We start from the raw sequence: 19,740 nt of genomic DNA, 5'->3' as shown, positions 1-19,740 counted from the left end.
TCACCGCGCTTGATGTTATCAGCGCAAAAAGCTGACCGATCGGTCAGGAATAGCAAGCAAGACAAACACAAGACAAGCAGAAGCCCAGGAGGAAGCCATGTCAGGAGATATCGTCACCCTCGAAGTGTCCGATCACATCGCGCTGGTGACGCTGAACCGTCCTCCCGTGAACGCGCTCGATCGTGCCATGCGCGACCGCATCGTGAGCGTGTTCGACGAGATTTCCGAGCGAAGCGACGTCAGGGTCGCGATCCTGACCGGCGCCGGAAAGGTGTTCTGCAGCGGTGCGGATCTGAAGGATCGTCCGGATCCGGCAAAGATCGGCGCGTTTCACAGCCACAACCGGATCACGCGCGAGACCGGCAATTGCATTCGCGAATGTTCGAAGCCGGTCATCGCGGCGATCAACGGCGTCGCGCTGGGCGCCGGTGTGGGCCTGATGGCCTCCTGCGACATCTTCTACGCCTGCGAGGAGGCGGTGTTCGGCATGCCCGAGATCAATGTCGGGTTGGCCGGCGGTGCCGCCATGCTGAACACGTTGTTCGGTCGCTCCCTGATGCGCCGCATGTTCTTCACCGGCTATCGCGTGCCCGCCGCCGAACTCTATCGCCTCGGCATCATCGAGGCTTGCACGACCAAGGAGAACCTGATCCCCGAGGTGATGAAGCTCGCCCGCGAGATCGCCTCGAAGAGCCCGATCGCGATGGAATATGCCAAGAACGCGGCGAACATGGTCGAGCTCATGCCGCCGCGCGATGCCTACCGCTTCGAGCAGAACATCACGATGGCTCTCTCCAAGACCGAAGACGCCAAGGAAGCGCGGATGGCGTTCCTGGAGAAGCGCACGCCGGTGTTCAAGGGGCGCTGAGATGCGGCCGGGAGAAGGTCTCGACGCGCTGATGTCGCCGCGCTCGATCGCGATCATCGGCGCCTCGCAGGAGGCGACCAAGATCGGCGGTCGGCCGGTCGACCTGTTGCGCCGCCACGGCTATGCAGGCCGCATCTATCCGGTCAACCCGAAGGCTGTGACGGTGCAGGGACTGAAGGCCTATGCTTCCGTCGCCGAAGTGCCGGAGGCGCCGGATCTCGCCATCATCGCGGTCGATGCGGAGCGCGCCGGCGAGGCCGTGGAACAATGCGCGGCCCGCGGCGTCCGCAGTGTCGTCGTGTTCTCGTCGGGCTTTGCCGAGCTCGGCGAGCAGGGCCGCGCGATGCAGGACCGGCTGCGCCTGGCCGCGCGCAACAGCGGCATGCGCTTGCTGGGGCCGAACTGTCTTGGCGCGGTCAGCGTCGCCGAGAAGAGCATCGCGACGTTCTCGATCGTGCTCGAGCACAGCATGCCGGCTGCCGGCTCGCTCGGCATCGTGTCGCAGAGCGGCAATCTCGGCAGCTACACCATGCGGCTCGCCAGCGAGCGCGGCGTCGGCGTCAGCCGCTTCATCACCACAGGTAACGAGTGCGACGTCGATATCGCCGACGGTATCGCCTGGATGGCGCGCGATCCGGCCACCAAGGTGATCCTGTGCTGCCTCGAGGCGTGCCGCGATGCCGGCCGCCTGATCTCCGCACTTGAAGAGGCGCGCGATGCCGGCAAGCCCGTCATCGTCATGAAGATCGGCACGTCCGCGGCAGGCCAGGCCGCTGCGGCTTCGCACACCGGGGCGATGGCGGGATCGGACGCGGTGTTCGACGCGCTGTTTGCCCGCTGTGGCGCGGTGCGCGTGCGCAGCATCGACGAACTCATCGATCTCGGCCACGTTGCATCGATCCTGCTGCCGGACCGGCTGCCGAAGGGGCCGGGCGTGGCAATTCTCACGGCGTCGGGCGGCTTCGGTGTGCTGCTCGCGGACGCCGCGCAGTCGGTCGGGCTGACATTGCCGGAGCTCGGCCAGGAGACGCAGCGCCAGATTCTTGAGCTGGTGCCCTTTGCATCGGCCCGCAACCCGGTCGACGCCACGGCGCAGATGTCGAGCCGCCCAGATCTTCTGGAGAAGATCATGACGGCCGTCGTGGCGGACGATCGGGCCGATACGGTGATCCTGCCGCTGCCGTTCTCGCTGCATCTGCCGCGCTTGCGCTCCATCTATATGGACACGCTGCGCAACATCCGCGCGCAGTTCCCCCAGCGTCCGATCGTCCTTTGCGTCGATGGCCCGGAGGACGCGCTGACCGAGCTGCACGCGCTGGGCTTTCCGACGGTGGAAAGCTTCGATGGCTGCTGCGCAACTATCGCTGCCTTGGTGCGGCTGCAGGGGGTGTCGAAACGTCCGCAGGACGTGCCAGCTGCGATCGAGCAGGCGGGGCCGCTGGCAGCCGATGCATTCCGCCACGAGCTCGGCGCCAAGCGCGCACTTGCCGAGGCCGGTGTGCCGGTGCTGGCCGAGCGTCTGGTACAGGATGCGGATGCAGCGGCGCGCGCTGCCACCGAGATCGGTTATCCCGTGGTGCTAAAGATCGCCTCGCCCGACCTGCCGCACAAGACGGAGGTCGGCGGCGTGGTCGTCGGCGTTGGCTCGGAAGCCGAAGTCCGGCGCGCTTTTGCCAAGATGCTCGACCGCGTCGCCACCAAGGCGCCCAACGCGACAATCGACGGTGTGATCGTGGCGCCGATGGCCAAGGGGGTCGCCGAGCTCATCCTCGGCAGCCGCATCGATCCGGTGTTCGGGCCGGTGGTGATGGTCGGTCTCGGCGGCATCTTCGCGGAGATCCTCCAGGATTCCGCCGTGCAGATGGCGCCGGTCAGCGAGACGCAGGCCATGGCGATGCTGAAATCGCTTAGGGCGTTCGCGGTGCTCGACGGCGCGCGTGGCCGGCCGCGCGCCGACCTCGATGCCGCGGCCCGGGCCGTTGCCGCGTTGTCGCGCTTTGCTGCCGCGCATACCGACACGATCGCGGAGATCGACGTCAACCCGTTGCTCTTACGCGCCAAAGGCGAGGGAGCCGTGGCGCTCGACGCGCTGCTGATCCCGCACGGCGAAGGGCCAAGCCAGGATCGACACTGAACTCTAAGACAAGAGGCCGCAGAAGCGGTCCAGAGGAAACGCAGGAAGCAGGAGGATAAGTGATGAGATCGACGATTGCCGCGCTGGGCATGATTGCCTTGCTGCTGACGCATGCGCCGGTGTCCGCGCAGGGCATATCGGGCGATGTGGTCAAGATTGGTATCATGAATGACCAGAACGGTCCCTATGCCGACAATTGCGGCCTCGGATCGGTCGCGGCCGCCAAACTCGCGGTCGGCGATTTCGGTGGAGCGGTCAATGGCAAGAAGATCGAGCTCGTGATCGCCGACGACCAGAACAAGCCAGATGTCGGCGTCGCCATTGCGCTGCGGTGGGTCGACAATGAAGGTGTCGATGCCATCGTCGGCTGCTCGGCGTCGTCGATCGCGCTTGCGGTGCAAGACATCATGAAGAACCGCAAGAAGCCTTACCTGCTGGCCGGCACGGCGGGATCGTTCTTCACCAACGACAAATGCTCGCCCATGACCACGCAGTGGGTGGTCGATACCTATGCCCAGCCGAAAGCCACGGTGAAGGCCCTGCTCGCACAGGGCATCGACTCCTGGTTCTTCCTGACGGTCGATTATGCCTTCGGCAAGGCCTGGCAGGCGGACGCGACGAAGTTCATCCAGGCGGGTGGCGGCAAGGTGGTGGGCTCGGTGCTGCATCCGCTCAACTCGTCGGATCTCTCCTCATTCCTGCTGACGGCACAGGCCAGCGGCGCCAAGGCAATTGCGCTCGCCAATTCGGGGGCGGATTTCGCCAATGCGATCAAGCAGGCCCAGGAGTTCGGGCTGACCAGGACGCAACTCCTCGTTCCCCTCGGCCTCATGATCAGCCAGACGCATGGCATCGGGCTCAAGGACCTCCAGAACGTGCGGCTGACGACGCCGTTCTACTGGGACATGACGCCGGAGAGCCGGGCGTTTGCCAAACGTTATGCCGAGGCGACGAACGGTCAGCTTCTCAACGAGGGCAAGGCGGCCACCTACAGCGCCATCACGCATTATCTGAAGGCGGTGGCCGCCGCCGGCTCCGACGACGGCGATGCCGTGATGCGGCAGATGAAGAACACGCCGATCAACGATTTCGAGATGAACAACGTCAGCATCAGGGCTGACGGCCAGGTGATGCGTCCGCTCTATGTCGCGCGGATCAAGGCTCCGTCGGAGTCCAAATACACCTACGATTATTACGAGATCACCGGCACGATCGCGCCGGAGGATGCGTGGCGGCCGGCCTCGGAGAGCGCCTGCGATCTGCTCAAGTCGCAGTGAAGAACGGACAGGCGGCCCAGACATGACGGCACGTATGGCGAAGGCGGGAAGCAGGCGATGAGTGTAGTTGAAGCGGTGTCGACGTATCCGGTCGCGAGCGAGAGCCTGGCGGGCGCGGCCTATCGCGATGCGGTGCATCGCTGGCTGCATGCCAATCTGCCCGCCAGCTTCCGCGGCGACAGTGCCGCATTCGCGCCGCCCACGCTCCAGCAGTCCGTGACGTGGGAGGCGGCGATGTACCGCGCCGGCCTGACCGGCATTACGTGGCCCCAGGCCTATGGCGGGCACGGCCGCTCCTTGCGCGAACATCTCATCGCAAATCAGGAGATCGGCGCGCTGGCGATGCCGGAGAGCGTCAACTCGATCGGCAAGGAACTCGCCGGTCCGATCATCCTGGCCGTCGGCAGCGAGGAGCAGAAACGGCGGTTCCTGCCCGCCATCCTCGAGATGCGCAACATCTGGTGTCAGGGATTTTCCGAGCCCGAAGCGGGGTCCGACCTTGCCGGGCTTCGCACTCGCGCCACGCGAAATGGCAACGACTGGCAGATCACCGGCCAGAAGATCTGGACCAGCGGCGCGTACCGGGCGCAACGCTGTCTCGTGCTCGCCCGCACCGGTCCGCTGGAGGATCGTCATCGCGGCCTTGCCATGTTCGCGGTGCCGCTCGATGCCGACGGCGTGCGCGTGCGCACCATCAAATCGATCGACGGACGCGAGAGCTTCTGCGAGGTCTTCTTCGACGACGTCGAAGTGGCCCAGGCCGATGCGATCGGCGCGCCGGACGAGGGCTGGGCCGCAGCCATCCGCGTGCTGGAGATCGAGCGGGCGACCAACCGCATGTACCGCGCCTGGCGCTTCGAGAACGAACTGCGCCACCTGATTTCGGCTTGCAAGACGGACCCGGCGCTGTCGGCAATGGTCGCGGACCGGCATTACGCCGTCAGGCTCGGCGAGGTCGCCGTCGAGATCGAGGTGCTGAAGGCGCATGTCGAGACGGCCGTCGAGGCGCTCGTCAACGGCGACAAGATCGGAGCGCGCGGCAGCCTTGCGAAGCTCTATTGGAGCGAAACGCATCAGCGCTTTGCGGCGCTTGCGATTGAACTGCTCTCGCAGGCATCGCTGCCGCAGAACCCGGCGATCACGGTGGCGCGGCGCCGGTTCGAAGCCATCTACCTTCAGGCGCGCGCCGAGACGATTTATGCCGGCACGACCGAGATCCAGCTCGGCATCATCGCCGATCGCATCCTCCAGCTGTCGCGAGGCAAGTGATGGTCTTCCCGCGCATTGCCTCGTCGCGAACAACAGGGAGCCGGTGATGTCCGACGGACGGGGGCAGGCGGGCTTGTTGAAGGATCGTCTCGTCGTGGTGACGGGAGCGGGCCAAGGGATCGGGCGCGCCACCGCGTTGGGCGCGGCAGCTGCCGGGGCGAGGGTCGTCGTGACCGATCTGCGGCAGGATCGGGCAGACTCCGTTGCGCGCGAGATCGGGGACGGAGGCAAGGAGGCAACCGCCTGTTCGCTCGACGTGACTGATGCTTTGGCCTGCGGCGAGGTGGCCAAGCGGGTCGACGAGGAGCTTGGCCTCGTCGACGTCGTCGTCAACAATGCCGGGATCATCATCCGCGAGCCGATCGACAGCCCGCGGGCGCACGAGAATTGGCGCCAGGTGTTCGACGTCAACGTCAACGGCACCTTCAACGTGGTTCATGCGTTCATTCCCGCGCTGCGCAAATCGCGGGGAACCATCATCAACGTTGCCTCGGTCGCGGCCTTCGACGGCATGGGTGGTACGCTCGGCTATTCATCGTCCAAGGGTGCGGTGAGGCTGTTCACGCAGGCGCTTGCCCGCGATCTCGCGCCCGATGGCATCCGGGTCAACGCCGTCGCGCCCGGCATCATCGCGACCGAAATGAGCGAGAGCACCCGTGGGAATCCGGCGCGGCTGTCCGGCCTGATGGCGCGCACGCCGTTGAAGCGCGTGGGACAGCCCGAAGAGATCGCAGCGCCCGTGATCTTTCTGGCCTCGGCGATGGCGTCCTATGTTAACGGCGTCATCCTGCCCGTCGACGGCGGGTATCTTGCCTAGTGAGCAATTGTAGTCGCGCAGTTTTCGAAGAGGACAATGATGACCATGGCCGAAGGACTTCAGCCCGACGAGTTCGCGGCAACCGCGGCACGCGCCGTGACCGCATGTGCAGGCCTGGCTGTACGCGAACAGGCGCAAAATCTCGCCGGTGACGGTCTGCTCGGTGTCATCGCGGATGAGGAGGTCGGGGGGCTGGCCCTGCCACTCGGCTTTGCGGTGCCGGTGATCGCGGCCGCTCATGCTGGACTGCTCGGATTTCCGCTCCTGGAGACCATCCTCGTCGGTCGCCTGCTGCAGTCGTCGCTGACGCGTCTTGCCGCTGCGATCGTTTCCGGCGAGACATTGGCGACGGTCGCCTGGCAGGGTGAGGCCTTCGCCGAACGGGAAGGTGGGTTGCAGGTGCTGAGCGGCACGGTCGCGCGCGCGGCCTGCGCGGCGAAGGTCGACTACATCCTGGTACGGATGAACGCGGGCACCGCTGCATTGATCCCGACTGATGCCGAAGGCGTTCTGGTGGAGGAAGCGGCCGGCCTCGATCTGACCGTGCCGGAGCATGTGGTGCGGCTCCAGAAAGTTGAAGTCCCGATCGGCTCCGTCCTGCCAGCTGGCACATGGGATTTGCTCAACTCGGACGCCAACGTGCTCCGCGCCGCCGCTATCCTGGGATCGGCCGAAGCATGCCTGGCGCTCGCGCAGGAACATGCGTCGACGCGCCGCCAGTTCGGCCACGCCCTGTCCTACAATCAGGCCATCCGCCATGCCTTGGCGCGCCAGAAGCTCGGGCTCGAAAGCATCCGTCATGCGATCACGCGCAGCCTGTCCGAGGGCGGCGGTCCGGTCCAGCGCGATGCGGCGTTCCTGGCTGCAGCGACCTATGGCAGCTCGATCAGCGAGGGCGCGCTACAGATTCACGGCGGCATGGGCTTCACATGGGATGTGCCGGTGCATCGCCATCTGCGCCGCATCCGTACGCTTCAGGCCCAGGGCGATGCCAGCGGTCTGATCAGCACGTTCGGCCGCCGTTACGTATCGGAAATTGCACCGTTCGCCGAGGCGGAAGCATGAAGGAGACGACCATGACCGAGACCAGGGATCAGACGCTCGCGGGGCGCGTCGCACTTGTCACCGGCGCCGGAAACGGCATCGGCCGTGCGACTGCGCTTCGGCTCGCCGGACGCGGTGCGATCGTCGGTGTCAACGACCTGAAGCCGGAATTCGTCGATGGCACGGTGGACGCGATCAAGGCGGCCGGCGGCAAGGCCGTAGCCGTCACGCAGGACGTGTCGAGCCGCGACGGCATGCGGCAGGCGGTGCTTGGATTGGCGGAGCAGCAGGGGCGTTTCGACATCCTCGTCAACAACGCGGCCTGGGTCCGCTATCAGTCGGTCGCGGACATCGCGCCGGAGACTGTCGAACGCATGCTCAACATCGGCTTCAAGGCGGTGATGTGGGGTATCCAGGCCGCCGCCGAGGTCATGGATGCGGAACGCGGCGGCGCGATCGTCAACGTCGCTTCGGTGGCCGGCCTGATCTCGGCGAAGAACAGCATCGTCTACAGCGGCATCAAGGCCGGCGTCATGGGCATCACGCGCGCTGCCGCAGCCGAGCTCGGTGCGCGCAACATCCGCGTCAACGCCGTGGCGCCCTCGGCGATTCCGACCGAAGGAACGATGCGCAATCGCAACGCCGAACTCGATGCACGCCGCGTCGCGAGAACGCCGCTGGGGCGGCTCGGCACGGTCGACGATATCGCCAAGGCCATCTGCTTCCTCGCCGGTGACGAGAGCGGCTTCATCTCGGCGCAGGTGCTCACCGTCGACGGCGGCATCACCCTGACGAACATTGCCTGACGGGACCATTACGATGTCCAATCTGACGGCGGAACAGCAGGTACTGAAAAATGCCTACGTCAAGGCGCGGGGCTATTGGCGGCCCTGGACGGAGGGGCTGCTGCGGCTCGATCCGGCGTTTCTCGACGCCTACGGAAAATATGCGGGTTATGCCGCAGAGAACGGACCGCTGTCGCCCAAGATGCGCGAGCTGATCTACGTCGCGCTCGACGGATCGGCGACGCACCTGTTCCGATCCGGCCTCGCGCTGCATCTTCGCCTTGCACTTCAGGAGGGGGCGTCGGCGCGGGAGATCATCGACGTGTTTCGCCTCGCGACGGTTCAGGGGCTCGACGGCTGCAATCTCGGCATCGGCATCCTAGCCGAGGAATTGGCGAGCGCGGGGCTTCAGGTCGATCATCCCGAACTGACGCATGAGCAGACGGCGCTGCGGGATGCCTATGTGGCGCAATTCGGGGATTGGCCCGATTTCTGCGAGCAATGGCTGCGGAGCGATCCCGGCTATTTCGCCGTCTTGCTGGATCTCCTCGCGGGCGGGCAGACCGGGGATGGTCTCGACCAGTGCTCGCAATGTCTGATCTCGCTCGCATTGAACGCCTGCTTCACGGCACTCAATCCGCATGGACTGCGGGTGCAGATCAGGCGGGCTTTGCGGCTCGGCATCGGCCAGCGGGAGATCCTTCAGGTTCTCCAGATGACTGCCCATCTTGGCGTCCATGCCTGCGCGATCGGCGTACCGGTTCTGATGGAAGCCCTCGATGAGCGTTCCTCGAAGGCCGGTGCCGGCGAGGAGAGCAAGGGACCGGGTGAGGGAGGAGGACGGAAGTGAAGGGATTGGCGATCCGCAATCACAGGGCGTTCGCGTCCGGCGCTTTGTTCCTCGCATTTGCAGTCTTCTTCTTCGTGGCGGCGCTGAGCTATCCGGCGGGCACAGCCGCGCGAATGGGGCCGGGCTATTTCCCGCGCTTGCTCGCAATCGTGCTCGCGGCCATCGGTCTGGTCGTGATCCTCAGTGCCATGAAGCCGGCCGCGGACGGGCAGGCGCTGCGCAATTGGGATCTCAAGGGGCTCGCCTGGATCACCGGATCCGTGATCCTGTTCGGCGCCTTGCTGTTTCCGCTCGGTCTGGTCGGCGCCCTCTTCGTCCTGATCATGGTGTCGAGCCGGGCCAGCCCCGAGTTCACCTGTATGGGCGCGCTGACGAACGCTGCGGTGCTCATCGCGCTGTGTCTAGCCGTATTCGTCTACGGTCTCGGGCTGCAACTGCCCGTCTGGCCGTCTCTCCTCAACTGAACGAGCCGATCGATGGATCTCTTCCACAATCTGGCGATTGGCTTTGCGACGGCAGCCCAGCCCGCCAACCTGCTCTATGCCTTCTTCGGCTGCCTGCTCGGCACCTTGATCGGCGTGCTTCCCGGCCTCGGCCCGCTCGCGACCATCGCGATGCTGCTGCCGATCACCTATGCGCTGCAACCGGACGCCGCGCTGATCATGCTCGCCGGGATCTATTACGGCGCGCAGTATGGCGGCTCGACCACGGCGATCGTGGTCAATCTGCCTGGGGAGTCTTCGTCGGTCGTGACCACGATCGACGGCTACCAGATGGCGAAGCAGGGGCGCGCCGGCGTGGCGCTCGCGACCGCTGCCATCGGCTCGTTCTTCGCCGGATGCGTGGCGACGCTCGCCTTGGCGGCCCTTGCGGGCCCGCTGACCGCGACCGCCTTGCTGTTCGGCCCGAAGGAATTCTTCGCGCTCATGATCCTGGGGCTGATCCTCGCCTCGGTGCTGTCGAGCGGGCCGTTCATCGAGGGCATCGGCATGGTCGTGCTCGGCATGCTCTTGAGCCTCGTCGGCACCGACCTGAACAGCGGCAGCCAGCGTTTTGCCTTCGGCGTTCCCCAGCTCTTCGACGGTCTCGATTTCGTGCCGCTGGCGATGGGCATCTTCGGCTTCGCCGAGATCGTCAAGAATCTCGAGCAGGACGACAAGCTGTCGCTGGTCACCCAGAAGATCACAAATCTGTTTCCGACCCGCGACGACTTCCGTCGGATGGTGCCGGCGATGCTGCGCGGCACGGCGCTGGGCACGCTGCTGGGAGTCCTGCCCGGCGGCGGCGCCGTGCTCTCGTCCTTCGCGTCCTATACGCTGGAGAAGAAGCTGTCGCGACATCCCGAGCAGTTCGGCAAGGGCGCCATCGAGGGCGTTGCAGGCCCGGAGTCCGCGAACAACGCCGGCGCCCAGACCTCGTTCATTCCGCTGCTGACGCTCGGGGTTCCCTCCAATGTCGTGATGGCCCTGATGGTGGGCGCCATGAACATTCACAACATCCACCCGGGTCCGGAGGTGATGACGAAGAATCCGACCCTGTTCTGGGGCCTGATCGTCTCGATGTGGGTCGGCAATCTGATGCTGCTGATCCTCAATCTTCCGCTCGTCGGGCTGTGGGTGAAGCTGCTCACCATTCCCTACCGCTATCTGTTTCCCGCGATCATGGTGTTCTGCTCGATCGGCGTCTATTCCATCAACAGCGGAACGTTCGAGGTCTACGAGGCGGCCGTGTTCTGCGTGTTCGGTTACGTCCTGATCAAGCTGCAACTTCCGGCGGCGCCGCTGCTGTTGGGCCTGGTTCTGGGCCCGGCCATCGAGGAGAATTTCCGCCGCGCCATGGTGCTCTCGCGCGGCGACGCCACCGTGCTGCTGACTTCGCCGCTCTCGGCGAGCCTGCTGGCCGCGGCCGCCATCGCGATCCTCCTGATCATGTTGCCGACGATCCGGGCGCGGCGAGAGGAAGCGCTCCAGGATTGATACACCGCGATTCCCATGCAGGCAGGTTCGCCCTGATCATGCCCGACGTCAGCCGATCAGATCGCCGTATCCGCTCAGGTACTTGATCCAGATCAAGATCGCAACGTCAAAGCGCCGACTACGCTGCCTTTGGACTAGATCTGGACACGGCCTTGAAGACACTTCGCCAGCTTCTCACCGGAGAGGACGTGATCCAGCTCGTGATCAGGCTCGGATTGCTCGCTCTGTTGATCTTCTGGACTTTGTATCTGATCCGCCCGTTCGTTACGATTCTGGTCTGGGCCCTCGTGCTCGCAGTTGCGTTCAATCCGATCTTTCTCGTGCTCGCCAAAATCCTGGGAGGCAGGGCGAAACTCGCAGCGGGGCTTCTCACCGCGATTAATCTCGCCATTGTCATCGGGCCGGCGGCTTGGCTAGGTCTCGGTGCGGTGGACGGGATCAGGGACTTCGCCGGTGAGCTGGCCGCGGGCGATCTGGTCATCCCTTCACCGCCCGCAGCGATCAAGACCTGGCCGCTGATCGGAACGCCGCTCTACGAGTTCTGGGATCAAGCCTCGACCAATCTCCGTTCGGTCGTGCAACGGATTGCGCCGTATCTGAAGCCGTTCGCGGGTACGCTCCTTGGCATCGCGGGCGATGCCGGTGTGGGCACTATCAAGTTCCTGCTGTCCGTCGTCGTCGCCGGCTGCCTGTTTCCCTATGGACCGCAGCTCGTGGCGGCGGGCAGGAGCTTCCTGTCGCGGATCGTGCCCGAGCAGAGCGAGCACTTCCTGGATCTCGCGGGCGCGACGATCCGTGCGGTAGCCCAAGGTGTGATCGGCATCGCCGTCGTTCAGGCACTGCTGGCCGGTATCGGCTTCAAGTTGGCGGGCATTCCGATCGCCGGCTTGCTTGCGCTCCTGGTGCTGTTGCTCTCCATCGTGCAGATCGGCGGAGCCATCATCATGCTCCCCGTGATGATCTGGATCTGGACCGACAAGGATGTCACTGTCGCAGTGCTGCTGACATTGTTCCTCGGAATCGTCAGCATTCTCGACAACATACTGAAACCGTTGGTGATGGGACGCGGCCTGACGACGCCGGCGCTCGTCATCCTGATCGGCGTGATCGGCGGAACGCTGGGCCACGGAATAGTCGGCCTTTTCATCGGACCTATTGTCCTGTCGGTGGCTTGGGAGCTCACCGTGGCCTGGATCAGGACCGATCGCGCCAGCGCGGCGTCGCAGGCGACCATCGACCGTTGACCTAAATCAATGTCGGACGCCTCGGAGCGCCTTGGATGACGTCGGGCGACGACGAGGTCGGAACATGTCAATGGAAAATCCCAACCTGCCGGGCGGCCCCTTGTCCGGACTTGTGGCTTCGGCCGTGGAATACATGGTCGACGCGAGCCAGCGGAGTGTGCTGTTCCTGGACATCATGCGCCAGCGCGGCGATCAATACCGGGAGCACGTTGCACAGACGGCGCCGCATGTCCTGCAATACGCTGCGGAACTGATTATGGACGGCCGCAAGCTGGACGAGCCGGTCAACTACGCGCTGGTCCGTATCATCCCGCCCAAGGACGTGGAGATTGATCTCAAGCGACGGCCGTTTGTCGTGATCGATCCGCGCGCGGGCCATGGCCCGGGCATCGGCGGCTTCAAGGCCGATAGCGAGATCGGCGTCGCGATGAAGGCCGGGCATCCCTGTTACTTCATCGGCTTCCTGCCGGAGCCGATGCCCGGTCAGACCATCGAACGCATCGCGCGCGCCGAAGCCATTTTCATCGAAAAGGTCATCAGCCGTCATCCGGACGCGGACGGAAAGCCTTGCGTGATCGGCAATTGTCAGGCCGGCTGGGCCGTCATGATCCTGGCGTCACTGCGGCCGGAACTGTTCGGGCCGCTGATCGTCGCGGGGGCGCCGCTTGCCTATTGGGCGGGCGTGCACGGCAAGTATCCGATGCGTTATTCCGGCGGCCTTTTGGGTGGAAGCTGGCTCACCGCGCTGACCAGCGATCTCGGCGCCGGAAAGTTCGACGGTGCCTGGCTGGTGCAGAACTTCGAGAACCAGAATCCATCGAACACCCTGTGGACCAAGCAGTACAACGTCTATTCCAAGGTCGATACCGAGGCGAACCGCTATCTCGAGTTCGAGCGATGGTGGGGCGGGCATGTCAACCTGAATGCCGAGGAAATCCAGTTCATCGTCGACGAGCTCTTCATCGGCAATAATCTCGCCGCCGGCAAGATCGAGATGTCCGACGGCCGCAGGGTGGATTTGCGCAATATTCAGTCGCCGATCGTGGTGTTCTGCTCGGAGGGCGACAACGTCACGCCGCCGCAACAGGCGCTGGACTGGATTCTGGATTGCTATGCGGACGTCGATGAGATCAGGGCCTATGGGCAGACGATCGTCTATACCGTCCACAAGAGCATTGGGCATCTCGGTATCTTCGTGTCCGGCGGCGTCGCCAAGAAAGAGCACGCTGAGTTCTCGAGTAACATCGACCTGATCGACGTGCTGCCGCCGGGGCTCTATGAGGCGACATTCGAGGCCAAGGGCGAGGAGACAACGAGTTCCGATCTCGTGGTCGGCCAGTGGGTGATGCGCTGCGAGGCGCGGACGCTCGACGACATCCGCGCCATGGGTGGCAATTCGCCCGAGGACGAGCGACGCTTCGCTGCCGCCAAACGCGTCTCGGAGCTTAACCTTGCAGCCTACCAGAAGTTCGTGCAGCCCTGGATCAAGACGCTGGTCACGCCGCAGATGGCAGAGACGATGCGCAACCTGCATCCCCTGCGGCTGCAGTACGAGGCGCTCAGCAGCCAAAATCCGTGGATGACGGCGGTGAAGTCGGCCGCGGAGGACATCGAGGACAATCGCAAGCCGGTCGCCCAAGACAATCCGTTCCTTGCGTTTCAGGAGCAGATGTCCAAGCAGATCGTTCACGCACTCGACAGCTGGCGTGACGCACAGGAGGCATTGAGCGAAGCGATCTTTCTCAACCTCTATGGCTCGCCGGCGGTGCAGACTGCGCTCGGGATCGATCCGAAGTCCGAGCCGTCGCGCCGGCGCGAAATGTCAGCCGAGCATCGCGCCATGCTGGAGAAGCGGGTCGCGCAGCTGAAATCCGGGATCGGCGAGGGCGGCCTGCGCGAGGCGGCCATTCGCAGTCTGCTTTACATCGGGTCGGCGCGGGGAATGGTTGACGAGCGTAGCATTGAGGCGCTGCGCCGGATCCGTCGCGACTACAGTGGACAGCGAATGACGCTTCCGGAGTTCAAGATGCTGGTCCGCGAGCAGTTCTTCATGCTGCTGATCGATCGGGAAGGTGCCTTGGCAGCCATTCAGAAGCTGTTGCCCGAGGATGTCAACCAGCGGCGTGCGGCCTTCGCGGCGATACGCGAGGTGCTCTCCGCAAGCGGCGAGATCGCGGGGGAACGCGCAAGTCGCCTGCGGCGCGTCGCCACGTTGTTCGGCGTCGATACAGGTGAAGGGGAATCGAACGTCGCCCCTTTCGATCCAAAGGCGAAGGCATCGTAAGTCTGTCTGGAGGGATTGGGAGCGACATCATGTCAACCGAAGGAAGGCAAACGCAGTCTCCCAGCAAGTATGACCGGTTGATTGCGGCAGCAAAGGCGGTGCCGCCGGTTCCGACCATCGTGGTGCATCCCTGCGATGAAACCTCGCTGCGCGGCGCCGTTGAGAGTGCTGAGGCCGGCATCATCCGGCCGATTCTGGTCGGGCCCGCGAGCAAGATCGGCGATCTCGCGCGCAGGTGTGGCCTCGACATCTCCGGCTTCGAGATCGTCAACGCCGTACATAGCGAAGAGGCAGCCGCCAAAGGTGTCGAGCTGATCCACGCAGCCAAGGGCGAAATGCTCATGAAGGGCAGTCTTCACACCGACGAGTTGATGCGCGCGGTGACTGCAAAAGTCGGCGGCCTGCGCACCGAACGCCGTATCAGCCATGTGTTCGTGATGGACGTGCCCGCCTATGCCGAAACCCTGCTTGTGACGGATGCCGCGATCAACATCTTTCCCGATCTCGACGCCAAGCGCGACATCATCCAGAACGCCATCGATCTCTACAACGAGGCCGGATTCGGCAAGACGCCGCGGGTGGCAATCCTTTCGGCGGTGGAGACCGTGACGTCCAAGATTCCCTCGACGATCGAGGCGGCCGCGCTCTGCAAGATGGCTGATCGCGGGCAGATCACCGGCGGCGTGCTCGACGGCCCGCTCGCGTTCGACAATGCCATTGATCCCGAAGCCGCGCGCATCAAGGGCATCAAGTCCGAGGTCGCCGGCCGGGCTCAGATCCTCGTCGTTCCCGACCTCGAATCGGGCAATATGCTGGCAAAAAATCTGGCCTACTTTGCCAAGGCCGACGGCGCCGGCATCGTGCTCGGCGCCCGGGTGCCCGTCGTGCTGACGTCACGGGCGGACTCGCCGCGGGCGCGCATGGCATCCTGCGCGGTGGCGTCGCTCTATGCCAATGCCCGGCGTCAACACGCCCCGACAGTTGCTGCGTGACCATCATGGATACGATCCTCGTCGTCAACGCGGGCTCCTCGAGCGTCAAGTTCCAGGTCTTTTCGGTCGAGGGAGAGGGCAGGCTGCGGCGGCAGCTCAAGGGCCAGATGGACGGCATCGGCAGCCGCCCACGGTTGAGGGCGAGCGGCGCGAATGGCGATCCGCTCGCCGACCGCGCCTACCCGATCGAGACGGTCCCCGATGTTCCGGCCGCGATGGGCGTCGCCGGGGAATGGTTGCGGGACGAGCTTCGTATTCACCCCATCGCCGTCGGACATCGTGTCGTGCATGGCGGTCCCGAGTATGACCGGCCGGTGCTGATCGACCACGGCGTCGTCGCCCGCCTGGAACGGTTCGTCAGCCTCGCACCGCTGCACCAACCGCACAACCTGTCGCCGATCCGCTCGATCCTCGCGGGCTTCCCGACCTTGCCGCAGGTCGCCTGCTTCGACACCGCATTTCACCGCACGCATAGTGCAGTTGCAGATCACTATGCGATCCCGCATCAGCTTCACGCCGAGGGCGTGCGGCGCTACGGTTTTCACGGGCTGTCCTACGAATACATCGCGAAGACCCTGCCGCAGACCGCGCCCGGCGTTGCGAAGGGCAGGGTGATCGTCGCCCATCTCGGTAGCGGCGCCTCGATGTGCGCGCTGAAGGGAGGACAGAGCGTCGAAAGTACCATGGGCTTCACGGCGCTGGACGGGCTTCCGATGGGAACGCGCCCCGGCCAGATCGATCCCGGGGTCGTGCTCTATCTGATCTCGGAAAGGGGGATGTCGTCATCGAACGTGCAGAACTTCCTCTATCGCGACTGTGGACTGAAGGGACTGTCCGGCGTCAGCAACGATATGCGGGAGCTCGAGGCCAGCCAGGATGCCAAGGCGAAACTGGCGATCGACTATTTCGTGTATCGGATCGGCCTCAACGCCGGGATGCTTGCGGCTGCGTTGCAGGGCCTGGATGCCTTCGTCTTCACCGCCGGCATCGGCGAGAATTCCGCGAGCATACGCGCCCGCGTGGCCGAGCAGCTCGGTTGGTTCGGTGTCAAGCTGGATCCGACCGAAAATTCCCGCAACGCGCGGCTGATATCGCGTCCCGACAGTCTCATTCCCGTCTATGTCGTGCCGACCGACGAGGAACTGATGATCGCACAGCATACGCTGGCGCTGCTGGTCAACACGCCATCGACCAACCCCAGACAAGAGAGGGTGTCATGATTCCCGTGTTCCCGGATACCAAGGTTGCCCTGAAGGGGAAAAAAGGCCTCATCGTCGGTGTCGCCAACGACCAGTCCATCGCCTGGGGATGCGCCAGGGCGTTTCGCGGGCTCGGGGCTGAACTCGCCGTCACCTATCTGAACGACCGCGCCAAAAAGCACGTCGAACCGCTCGCGCAGGCGCTGGAGGCACCGATCTTCATGCCGCTCGACGTCATGGTGGAGGGGCAGACCGAGGCCGTGTTCGAGCGGATCGGGAAGGAATGGGGCCAGCTCGATTTCCTGCTGCACTCGATCGCTTTCTCGCCGAAGGAGGCGCTGCACGGCCGCGTGGTGGATGTCGGCCGCGACGGATTCCTGAAGACGATGGACGTCTCCTGCTGGTCGTTCCTGCGCATGGCGCATCTCGCCGAGCCGCTGATGAAGAACGGCGGCACGATGTTCACCATGACGTACTATGGCAGCCAGATGGTCGTGGAGAACTACAACATCATGGGCGTGGCCAAGGCGGCGCTTGAAGCAGCCGTTCGCTATGCCGCCGCCGAATTGGGGCCGAAGGGCATCCGCGTGCACGCGATCTCGCCGGGACCGCTCGCCACCCGCGCGGCGTCGGGCATCCCGGAGTTCGACGAGCTGATGGACAAGGCTCAATCGAAGGCGCCGGCGCGCAGCCTCGTCAGCATCGACGATGTCGGCAATGCCACGGCGTTTCTGGCACTCGACGGAGCCAAGCTGATCACCGGTGGCGTGCTCTATATCGACGGTGGATATCACATCATTGACTGAACGAAAACGACGGGCGCCTCGTGCGCCGCTCAGCGATAGTGCAGTGCGATCAGCTCGGCGACGCAGGCCGGCTTCTTGCCGCCTTCGATCTCGATCACGAGATGGTAGTTCACGCGCAGGCCGTCGGGTGGAACGTCCTCGGCCTCGGCGACGGTGACACGGCCGCGCAGCTTCGAGCCCGCTGGCACCGGTGCCAGATATCTTATCCGGTCTGCGCCGTAATTCAGGGTGTTGCGTAGGCCCTTGAGGCCCATCACCGATCGAATGAAGAGCGGTGCGAGTGCAAGCGACAACAGGCCGTGGGCGATGGTGGTGCCGCCGGGCGATTCCTTCCTGGCGCGCTCCTGATCGACATGGATCCACTGCTGGTCGCAGGTCGCCTCGGCAAACTGGTTGATGCGATCCTGCGTCACCTCGACCCAGTCGCTGACGCCGATCTCGGCGCCGACGGCAGATTTGATTTCGCTGAAGTCGCTGAATATCCGCATGCCGGTCACCTGCTCAGATCTTCATTTCCGGGATCTTGTCGTGTACGACAAGTTCGGCGTCGGTCACCGCCATGACCTCGCCGACACTGATGCCGGGCGCGGTCTCCAGCAGGGTGGCCCTGCCGTCTGGGAACGCGATCACGGCCATGTCGGTCACGACCAGGTGCACCGGTCGCGCCGATGTCAGGGGCAGAGAGCATTTGGCGACGATCTTGGACTTGCCCTTCGCCGCGTGCTGCATGGCGACGATGACCCGCCTGGCGCCGCTGACGAGATCCATGGCCCCGCCCATGCCCGGCACCATCTTGCCGGGGATCATCCAGTTGGCGAGATGGCCCAGCGCATCGACTTGCAGGCCGCCGAGGACGCTGACGTCGACATGGCCGCCGCGGATAAACCCGAACGACATCGCGCTGTCGAATGTGCTGGCACCTGGCAGCGCACTGATCGGGCGCCCGCCCGCGTCCGTCAGCAGGGGGTGGCTCAACCCCTGCTCGGGGATTGGTCCGGTGCCGATCAAACCGTTTTCCGACTGAAAGAACACCTTGAGATCAGGCGAAACGTAGTTGGCGACCAGCGTTGGGATGCCGATCCCCAGATTCACGAGGTCGCCGGAATGAAGCTCCTGCGCGACGCGCCTCGCGATGATCTCCTGTGCGTCCATGTTTCACCCGTTCGGGTTCGTAATGAGGTAGTCGACGAGCGGCGCCGGTGTCAGCACGTGGTCGGGTGCGATGACGCCGACGGGCACGATGTGCTCCGCTGTCACGATCACGGTGTCGGCCGCCATCGCCATGACCGGATTGAAGTTGCGTGCCGTGAGCGCGTAGGAGAGGTTGCCGAGATAGTCGGCGAGAAAGGCGTGGACCAGGGCGAACTGCGCCCGCAGCGCGGTCTCGAGCAGGAATGGCCTGCCGTCGATCTCGATCTGGCGCTTGCCTTCGGCGACGAGGGTGCCCACGCCTGTCGGTGTGAGCACACCGCCGAGGCCGCACCCGCCTGCGCGAATGCGCTCGGCGAAGGTGCCCTGCGGAATGAGATCGACGGCGATCTGATTGGCCAGCATCTGCTGCTGCGCCTTCGGATTGAGGCCGATATGGGTCGCAATGAGGCGCGAGACGAGAGCCGCGTCGAACAGCTTGCCGACACCTTTTCCGGGCGTCGCCGCGTCGTTGCTGATGACCGAGAGACCGGTCTTGTGTTGTCGCACAACCTCGTCGAGCAGGCGCTCCGGCGTTCCGACGCCCATGAAGCCGCCGACCATGATGCTCGCACCGGACGGGATCATCGCAATGGCTTCTTCGACGGAAACGGCCCTCATGATGGGAACTCCAGTCAGCAAAGGCGATCAAAGGAAGGCGACGGTGAGACGATGTTGGCGAGCGGTCGGCACGCTCCTTTGATCTGCGTCAAGGCTTCTCATCGTTCCCACGCCGGGTGGTGATGCCTATGCTCTCAAGGGCTTCTGCCCATAGTCTTCGGACTTCCGCGTGGCGCCGCTCAAGCGCCGCGTTGACGGCGTCGCGAAACGGCACAAGGCTCTCGCCCTTCAGGAAGAGAAAATTTGCGCCTGCAGCAGCCGGCCGCTCCCGAATTCGATGCGGCGCAATGCCGACACGAAGGCATCGTTCGCATTGGCGCCTGGCGGCAGCAGGAGGCCGGGCGGATTCCGGCGTGAACGGCGTGGGCCAGCGTCGCAAGATCGAT

The 19,740-nt window shown here is 64.5% G+C and carries 18 protein-coding genes; 15 read left to right on the top strand and 3 right to left on the bottom strand.

Annotated features, from left to right (window positions below; all coding sequences use genetic code 11):
- The first annotated feature begins 97 nt into the window (after positions 1–97).
- From ACVWW6_RS34975 to fabI, 15 genes are all read left to right on the top strand, one after another.
- Positions 98–868 carry an enoyl-CoA hydratase/isomerase family protein gene (locus tag ACVWW6_RS34975; RefSeq protein ID WP_271613332.1) on the top strand — a complete coding sequence of 257 codons (771 nt, stop codon included), beginning with the start codon at positions 98–100 and terminating at the stop codon, positions 866–868.
- 1 nt (position 869) lies between these two features.
- Positions 870–3,002, top strand: a complete 2,133-nt coding sequence (locus tag ACVWW6_RS34970) for an acetate--CoA ligase family protein (protein WP_456682289.1) — start codon at positions 870–872, stop codon at positions 3,000–3,002.
- Positions 3,003–3,064: 62 nt separating this feature from the next.
- Positions 3,065–4,279: an ABC transporter substrate-binding protein gene (locus tag ACVWW6_RS34965; protein ID WP_456682288.1), complete on the top strand. Its 1,215-nt coding sequence runs from the start codon at positions 3,065–3,067 to the stop codon at positions 4,277–4,279.
- A 57-nt stretch (positions 4,280–4,336) separates the two neighbouring features.
- Entirely contained in the window at positions 4,337–5,548 is a 1,212-nt protein-coding gene (locus tag ACVWW6_RS34960; protein WP_456682287.1) for an acyl-CoA dehydrogenase, read from the top strand.
- A 46-nt stretch (positions 5,549–5,594) separates the two neighbouring features.
- Positions 5,595–6,365, top strand: coding sequence for an SDR family NAD(P)-dependent oxidoreductase (locus tag ACVWW6_RS34955; protein ID WP_456682286.1), 771 nt, complete (start codon positions 5,595–5,597; stop codon positions 6,363–6,365).
- A 39-nt stretch (positions 6,366–6,404) separates the two neighbouring features.
- Positions 6,405–7,430 (top strand): acyl-CoA dehydrogenase family protein, encoded by a 1,026-nt coding sequence (locus ACVWW6_RS34950; RefSeq protein WP_456682285.1) that lies wholly within the window; start codon positions 6,405–6,407, stop codon positions 7,428–7,430.
- An 11-nt stretch (positions 7,431–7,441) separates the two neighbouring features.
- A complete protein-coding gene (locus tag ACVWW6_RS34945; protein ID WP_011086235.1) occupies positions 7,442–8,215 on the top strand; it encodes an SDR family NAD(P)-dependent oxidoreductase in 774 nt (257 codons plus the stop codon).
- 13 nt (positions 8,216–8,228) lie between these two features.
- Positions 8,229–9,044 (top strand): carboxymuconolactone decarboxylase family protein, encoded by an 816-nt coding sequence (locus tag ACVWW6_RS34940; RefSeq protein WP_456682284.1) that lies wholly within the window; start codon positions 8,229–8,231, stop codon positions 9,042–9,044.
- Positions 9,041–9,508: a tripartite tricarboxylate transporter TctB family protein gene (locus tag ACVWW6_RS34935; protein ID WP_456682283.1), complete on the top strand. Its 468-nt coding sequence runs from the start codon at positions 9,041–9,043 to the stop codon at positions 9,506–9,508. The genes ACVWW6_RS34940 and ACVWW6_RS34935 overlap by 4 nt, the downstream gene beginning before the upstream one ends.
- Positions 9,509–9,520: 12 nt before the next feature.
- Positions 9,521–11,020, top strand: a complete 1,500-nt coding sequence (locus ACVWW6_RS34930; protein ID WP_456682282.1) for a tripartite tricarboxylate transporter permease — start codon at positions 9,521–9,523, stop codon at positions 11,018–11,020.
- Between the two features lie 152 nt (positions 11,021–11,172).
- Positions 11,173–12,264, top strand: a complete 1,092-nt coding sequence (locus tag ACVWW6_RS34925) for an AI-2E family transporter (RefSeq protein ID WP_028171974.1) — start codon at positions 11,173–11,175, stop codon at positions 12,262–12,264.
- Between the two features lie 64 nt (positions 12,265–12,328).
- A complete protein-coding gene (locus ACVWW6_RS34920; RefSeq protein WP_304552271.1) occupies positions 12,329–14,548 on the top strand; it encodes a TerB family tellurite resistance protein in 2,220 nt (739 codons plus the stop codon).
- Positions 14,549–14,577: 29 nt separating this feature from the next.
- A complete protein-coding gene (locus ACVWW6_RS34915) occupies positions 14,578–15,540 on the top strand; it encodes a phosphate acetyltransferase (protein WP_456682281.1) in 963 nt (320 codons plus the stop codon).
- Between the two features lie 5 nt (positions 15,541–15,545).
- The gene (locus ACVWW6_RS34910; RefSeq protein WP_456682280.1) at positions 15,546–16,760 is read left to right on the top strand and encodes an acetate/propionate family kinase; all 1,215 of its coding nucleotides are present in this window, start codon (positions 15,546–15,548) and stop codon (positions 16,758–16,760) included.
- Positions 16,757–17,545, top strand: a complete 789-nt coding sequence (gene fabI, locus ACVWW6_RS34905; RefSeq protein ID WP_011086243.1) for an enoyl-ACP reductase FabI — start codon at positions 16,757–16,759, stop codon at positions 17,543–17,545. Before ACVWW6_RS34910 ends, fabI begins: the two co-directional genes overlap by 4 nt.
- Before the next feature lie 29 nt (positions 17,546–17,574).
- Here the strand turns inward: fabI and ACVWW6_RS34900 are convergent, their stop codons facing one another.
- From ACVWW6_RS34900 to ACVWW6_RS34890, 3 genes are read right to left on the bottom strand one after another with little or no spacing between them, the layout of a single operon-like run.
- Positions 17,575–18,033, bottom strand: a complete 459-nt coding sequence (locus ACVWW6_RS34900; protein WP_456682279.1) for a MaoC family dehydratase — start codon at positions 18,031–18,033, stop codon at positions 17,575–17,577.
- A 13-nt stretch (positions 18,034–18,046) separates the two neighbouring features.
- Positions 18,047–18,697, bottom strand: coding sequence for a 3-oxoacid CoA-transferase subunit B (locus tag ACVWW6_RS34895; RefSeq protein WP_161535528.1), 651 nt, complete (start codon positions 18,695–18,697; stop codon positions 18,047–18,049).
- A gap of 3 nt (positions 18,698–18,700) precedes the next feature.
- The gene (locus ACVWW6_RS34890; RefSeq protein ID WP_456682278.1) at positions 18,701–19,354 is read right to left on the bottom strand and encodes a CoA transferase subunit A; all 654 of its coding nucleotides are present in this window, start codon (positions 19,352–19,354) and stop codon (positions 18,701–18,703) included.
- Positions 19,355–19,740: the final 386 nt, after the last annotated feature.

It is taken from the genome of Bradyrhizobium sp. USDA 3311, assembly GCF_054062495.1.
This window is presented reverse-complemented; position numbering and strand designations above follow the sequence as displayed.